5 protein-coding genes are annotated in these 4241 nt (G+C 41.1%); 3 read left to right on the top strand and 2 right to left on the bottom strand.

Features of this window, described 5'->3' with window-relative positions:
- Positions 1-210 precede the first annotated feature (210 nt).
- Positions 211-336, top strand: coding sequence for a hypothetical protein (locus DQQ10_RS28340; protein ID WP_262511784.1), 126 nt, complete (start codon positions 211-213; stop codon positions 334-336).
- A gap of 216 nt (positions 337-552) precedes the next feature.
- Here DQQ10_RS28340 and DQQ10_RS27605 read toward each other — a convergent pair whose 3' ends face one another.
- Positions 553-1707, bottom strand: a complete 1155-nt coding sequence (locus tag DQQ10_RS27605; RefSeq protein WP_112750192.1) for an SOS response-associated peptidase — start codon at positions 1705-1707, stop codon at positions 553-555.
- Positions 1708-2065: 358 nt separating this feature from the next.
- Here DQQ10_RS27605 and DQQ10_RS27600 point away from each other — a divergent pair, with 358 nt between their 5' ends.
- On the top strand, positions 2066-3286 hold the full coding sequence (locus DQQ10_RS27600) for a site-specific integrase (protein WP_112750191.1): 1221 nt from the start codon (positions 2066-2068) through the stop codon (positions 3284-3286).
- Between the two features lie 7 nt (positions 3287-3293).
- Complete coding sequence (locus DQQ10_RS27595) at positions 3294-3641, top strand: helix-turn-helix domain-containing protein (RefSeq protein ID WP_112750190.1); 348 nt, start codon at positions 3294-3296, stop codon at positions 3639-3641.
- Positions 3642-3728: 87 nt separating this feature from the next.
- On the opposite strand, the gene DQQ10_RS27590 is transcribed toward DQQ10_RS27595, so the two are convergent.
- Positions 3729-4145, bottom strand: coding sequence for a hypothetical protein (locus DQQ10_RS27590; RefSeq protein ID WP_112750189.1), 417 nt, complete (start codon positions 4143-4145; stop codon positions 3729-3731).
- Positions 4146-4241 lie beyond the last annotated feature (96 nt).

Raw genomic sequence — 4241 nt, 5'->3', positions numbered from 1 at the left:
CGGGTCAAATGATTACCGAAACGGGTGGGTCAGATAATTAGCGAAATACCTGGGTCAAACCATTTCCGAAATAGGTGGGTCAGGTAATTACCGAAAGGGTGGGTCAGACGGTAGCGAAATATTCACCAGCCACATCTTGATCGGGTAATCTTAAAAGAAGTCGGCCTGGACGATGGGACGGATGAAACGGGAGAGTTCTATTTCCGAATCATGGAGCGAAGAGCTAGGAAGGTTGAAGCAGACAACGATTCAATAGTTACACAAGCGCTCAAAGTCTACATCGAATTGATCGCTGAAAAGAAAAGGAGAAAGCAGTTAGCAAAAGAAAAGAAGTAGCGGAGCCCATCGGCCCTGATCTTGTCAAAAAGGTGGGGCCTTTTAAACTGTGAGAGTGATATGAGTTGGAGAGATCATCTGAAAGAATTTGCAAAGGAATGCCTGTTGTTTCAAAGCGAAGAGATTATTAACTGGATTTATGGGTTGCTTGCGTGGGGATCGTTTGCTCTATTCGTGACCGCCACCAGCAACATTGTGTCAAGCTATTTGGAGTAACTACGCCATCACCAATTCATCCTTTACACCTTGCGCAGCGGCCAATTTCAATTTCTCATCTTCCACTTTACTCACGTCCGCAGAGGCATTCATTGATTCCTTAAACACTGCGATCGCTTTTTTCCTATCACCACGCAGTAGAAATTCATTCGCTTGTTGAATCGAATCATTGTAACTGAAAGGTGCTCGTACTTCAGGTACGTTGAGATTGATCCCTCGCGTTGTCAGCATTTTTGAAATAGTGTAAGCCCTCATTGATGGATCTTGATATGGCTTACACAAATCCATGATGTCATCTTTTTTCAAATCACGATTGAGCCAGGCCTTTTCATTTTCTTTATCAATGAATACAGGCATTCGTTTCTTTGCGTTGTGAACATACTCCATGATGGTGTTCGCGGGGCAGGTGAGGAGTGTGTAGCTGTAATAGTACTCACCATTCTGCGGATTCTTCCATCGCGAATACAAGCCTGCCATTGATCTGACCTTCTGATCACGAAATGTTATATAGTAGGGAATCTTGATCGTTCCAGCTTCATCTAGCCAACGCCATTCATAGAAGCCTGTTACAGGAATCAAACATCGCTGACCGTTCTTGATGGCATCGCGGAAAGAGGGCTTTTCCCACATTTCCTCATGAATGCAATTGACTGTGTTGAGTCTATCCTTCATCGCCTTTGCTTCGTCTTTTTGCCAGAACGGAACAAGTCCCCAACGAAACATCTTGAATTTGTCTGGTTCTCCTGCGGTCAGAACGTGTGTTGGAAAATAGTCGAAAGCATTTTCATAGTATCTTTCGTATTCATCAACGTTGTTATACGCGCTGAGGAAGCGTTGATACCATCGCATTTCAGTTAGCTCTTCTTTTGTCAGATTCGCAGGCAGCGCATTCTTCTCATTGTACTTCAGCATTTGCACACCAAGCTCATTGGTGTTCTCCATTCCGATAGATTTGAGAGCATCGTCTTTCTTAAGCATAATGCTAAATTTCTCTTTGATCAAATCAATTTCTTCGGTAATGGAAGCAAAGGAAGCATCATAGTGAGCCACCAATTCGTCATGCTTCTGTTTCTCTGATTTAAAGTTGCACATAGATCTGCGTTGTAGTTTGAAAACAAAAAGCGGATTTCCTTCCGTCTGAAGTATTCTCCGCATTTGATTCCTCTGTTCCACCGATCAGGTGTTTATAGAAAAACACAGATTGGCTTAATAGAGATTACTAAGTTACAAATTTCTATCCTCATCTGAACCGCCAGCGGGATCACAGGTTGACAACCAAAACTCTCAAAAGCTCACAAAATTGATTTTTGTGGGCTTTTTTGTTTTTAATGCAGTACAAAAAAGTCACCGATTCTCAATTGTCTGGTGAGCAAATCGGGAGCAGCGGCTCTCGGAAAAATTCTGCTCACCAGAACTCACCGAAAAGGGTCATTATCAAGTAGTTCAGTAAATGAACATCTTGATTCAACAAGGACATCAAAGGAAATTTATTAACCATTAAAATTTCTGTTTGATGAACAAATCATTGAAAGTGCTCTTCTTTTTAAGAACTAGAACGAGCTATGTGAGTGGACCGGCACCGATCTACATGAGGGTAACTGTTGAAGGCGACCGTTTCGAAATGGCAACTCAACGTGAAGTTGATCCTGAGAAGTGGGACAACAAAGCTTGCAGAATGGTGTACTCGAAAAAGGAATCTACGCGCGAATTGAATTACTATCTCGACATGCTTCAGGGAAAAGTATTTGAAGCACAACGCGAAATGATGTTAAAGGGTATCGACATCACTGCCAATAAGGTGAAAAGTTTCCTACTTGGCAAAGACATCAAAGATGCCAAAACACTCCTCGTCGTTTACCGAGAACACGTTGAAGAAATAAAAGCCCTAGTCGGCAAAGAGTACGCGAAAGGCACACTAAAGCGATACAAGTCAGCCCTTATTTCGCTGGAAGATTTTCTGATTCACAAGGGAGTTCTCGACATCCCGTTGGATAATCTCAATCATCAGTTTATTACGAGCTACGAATTCTTTTTGAAGTCCGTTCGCAACATGGATCACAACACAGCAATGGGTACAATTAAGAAATTAAAAAAGATTATTCGCATCTGTGTGGCCAACGAATGGATTGACAAAGATCCCTTCATGAGTTTTAAAGTAAAAATCCGTGAAACGAATAGACCGTACTTACTTCAAGATGAACTTGATAAAATCATTGCTTTAAAATTTTCAGCTGATCGGCTCGCTACCGTGCGTGATATTTTTGTTTTCTGCTGTTACACCGGCCTCGCGTATGCTGATGTTCAGAAATTGAAATGGGGTGATGTTGTCATAGGGCATGATGGAGAGAAGTGGATTCATACTGAGCGGGTGAAGACTGAAACAGCAACACGCGTTCCGCTTTTGCCGCAAGCATTGAGCATCATGGACGGATACAAAGATCATCCGCAGTGCGTGAATGAAGGGAAACTTTTACCGGTATCCAGCAACCAAAAAATGAATGAGTACTTAAAGGAGATTGCCGATCGTTGCGAGATCAATAAGAAAATGACATTTCATACAGCACGACATACCTTCGCGACCACAGTGACTTTAACAAACGGAGTTCCAATTGAAACGGTGAGTAAAATGCTTGGCCATAAGACACTGAGAACAACCCAGCAGTATGCAAAGATCCTGGACCAAAAGGTAAGCGACGATATGAGACAATTGAAAGAAAAACTATCTAAAAAATAATAGCGTGATGAACAATAAAAAAACGATAGGACAAAAATCTATAAACCGCGGTCAGTTGATAACTATTGGCGATCTGGAAGAATTCAAAAACCTTCTTTTTGAAGAAATGCGTTTGCAGTATAAAAACTTACTTGCTGAGATCAACAAGCAGCAAAGTCAGGTAACGAAGCAGTGGCTTCGATCGAATGAAGTGTGTAAAATTCTTGGCATCTCTGTGGGAACGCTTCAAAACTTAAGAAACAACCGCACCATTGCTTATTCGAAAGTTGGTGGCGTAGCATTTTATAAGTTCGAAGACCTCGCTGTGCTTATGGAAGCTAAGAAAATCGCCAGGCAGTCAAACGGAAAAGTTTAATAAGTCGTAAGATTTCATTCATTTAAATCAAGGCTAAATAGTTTGAAGATGGCATTGCCGTTGATACTTGTGAAAATCAACGGCATGCTATCTTTTCATCTTTTTATAGTTCTGTTGTCGAATGTTGTCTGCGGTTGATGCCACTGCCTCAATAAGTCCAATGGCAAAAAATGAATCATATTTAAGAGTAACGCTTTCATGTGCGTAACGCCATTTTTCAAAGCCGTCACTTATTGCCTTCATTTGATCAAGAAACCTGTCATTCAAAGTGTATGTTTGGCTAAAGTATTGCGATGAAAAAATATCACCGCTAGTCATAAACGGATTTTTACTGATTGATTCATGAGCTAAGATTTCTTGTTTAATTGACGGAGGCAATTTTTCAAACAGTTTATGAATGTTGTGAATTCGGGGGGCCTTACCAGTTAGAATAACGTGAAGATCTTTGAGATGAAGTTCAACCGAGAAAGCTACGTAAGCTTCCCTAAAAAGCGAAGAATTCAAAAGTAGGAATTTTTAACTTTAGGGAACAATGAAGAAAAGTCGATTCACCGAGACACAAATCGTGTCAATTCTCAAACAGTATGATGGTGGTACCGC

This window comes from Pseudochryseolinea flava, assembly GCF_003286915.1.
Taxonomy (GTDB): Bacteria; Bacteroidota; Bacteroidia; order Cytophagales; family Cyclobacteriaceae; genus Ohtaekwangia; species Ohtaekwangia flava.
This window is presented reverse-complemented; position numbering and strand designations above follow the sequence as displayed.

Excerpts from the sequence above, each read along its gene's own strand:
- DQQ10_RS28340 (WP_262511784.1), top strand. The coding sequence starts at position 211 with ATGGAGCGAAGAGCTAGGAAGGTTGAAGCAGACAACGATTCAATAGTT.
- DQQ10_RS27605 (WP_112750192.1), bottom strand. The coding sequence starts at position 1,707 with ATGCGGAGAATACTTCAGACGGAAGGAAATCCGCTTTTTGTTTTCAAA.
- DQQ10_RS27600 (WP_112750191.1), top strand. The coding sequence starts at position 2,066 with ATGAACAAATCATTGAAAGTGCTCTTCTTTTTAAGAACTAGAACGAGC.
- DQQ10_RS27595 (WP_112750190.1), top strand. The coding sequence starts at position 3,294 with ATGAACAATAAAAAAACGATAGGACAAAAATCTATAAACCGCGGTCAG.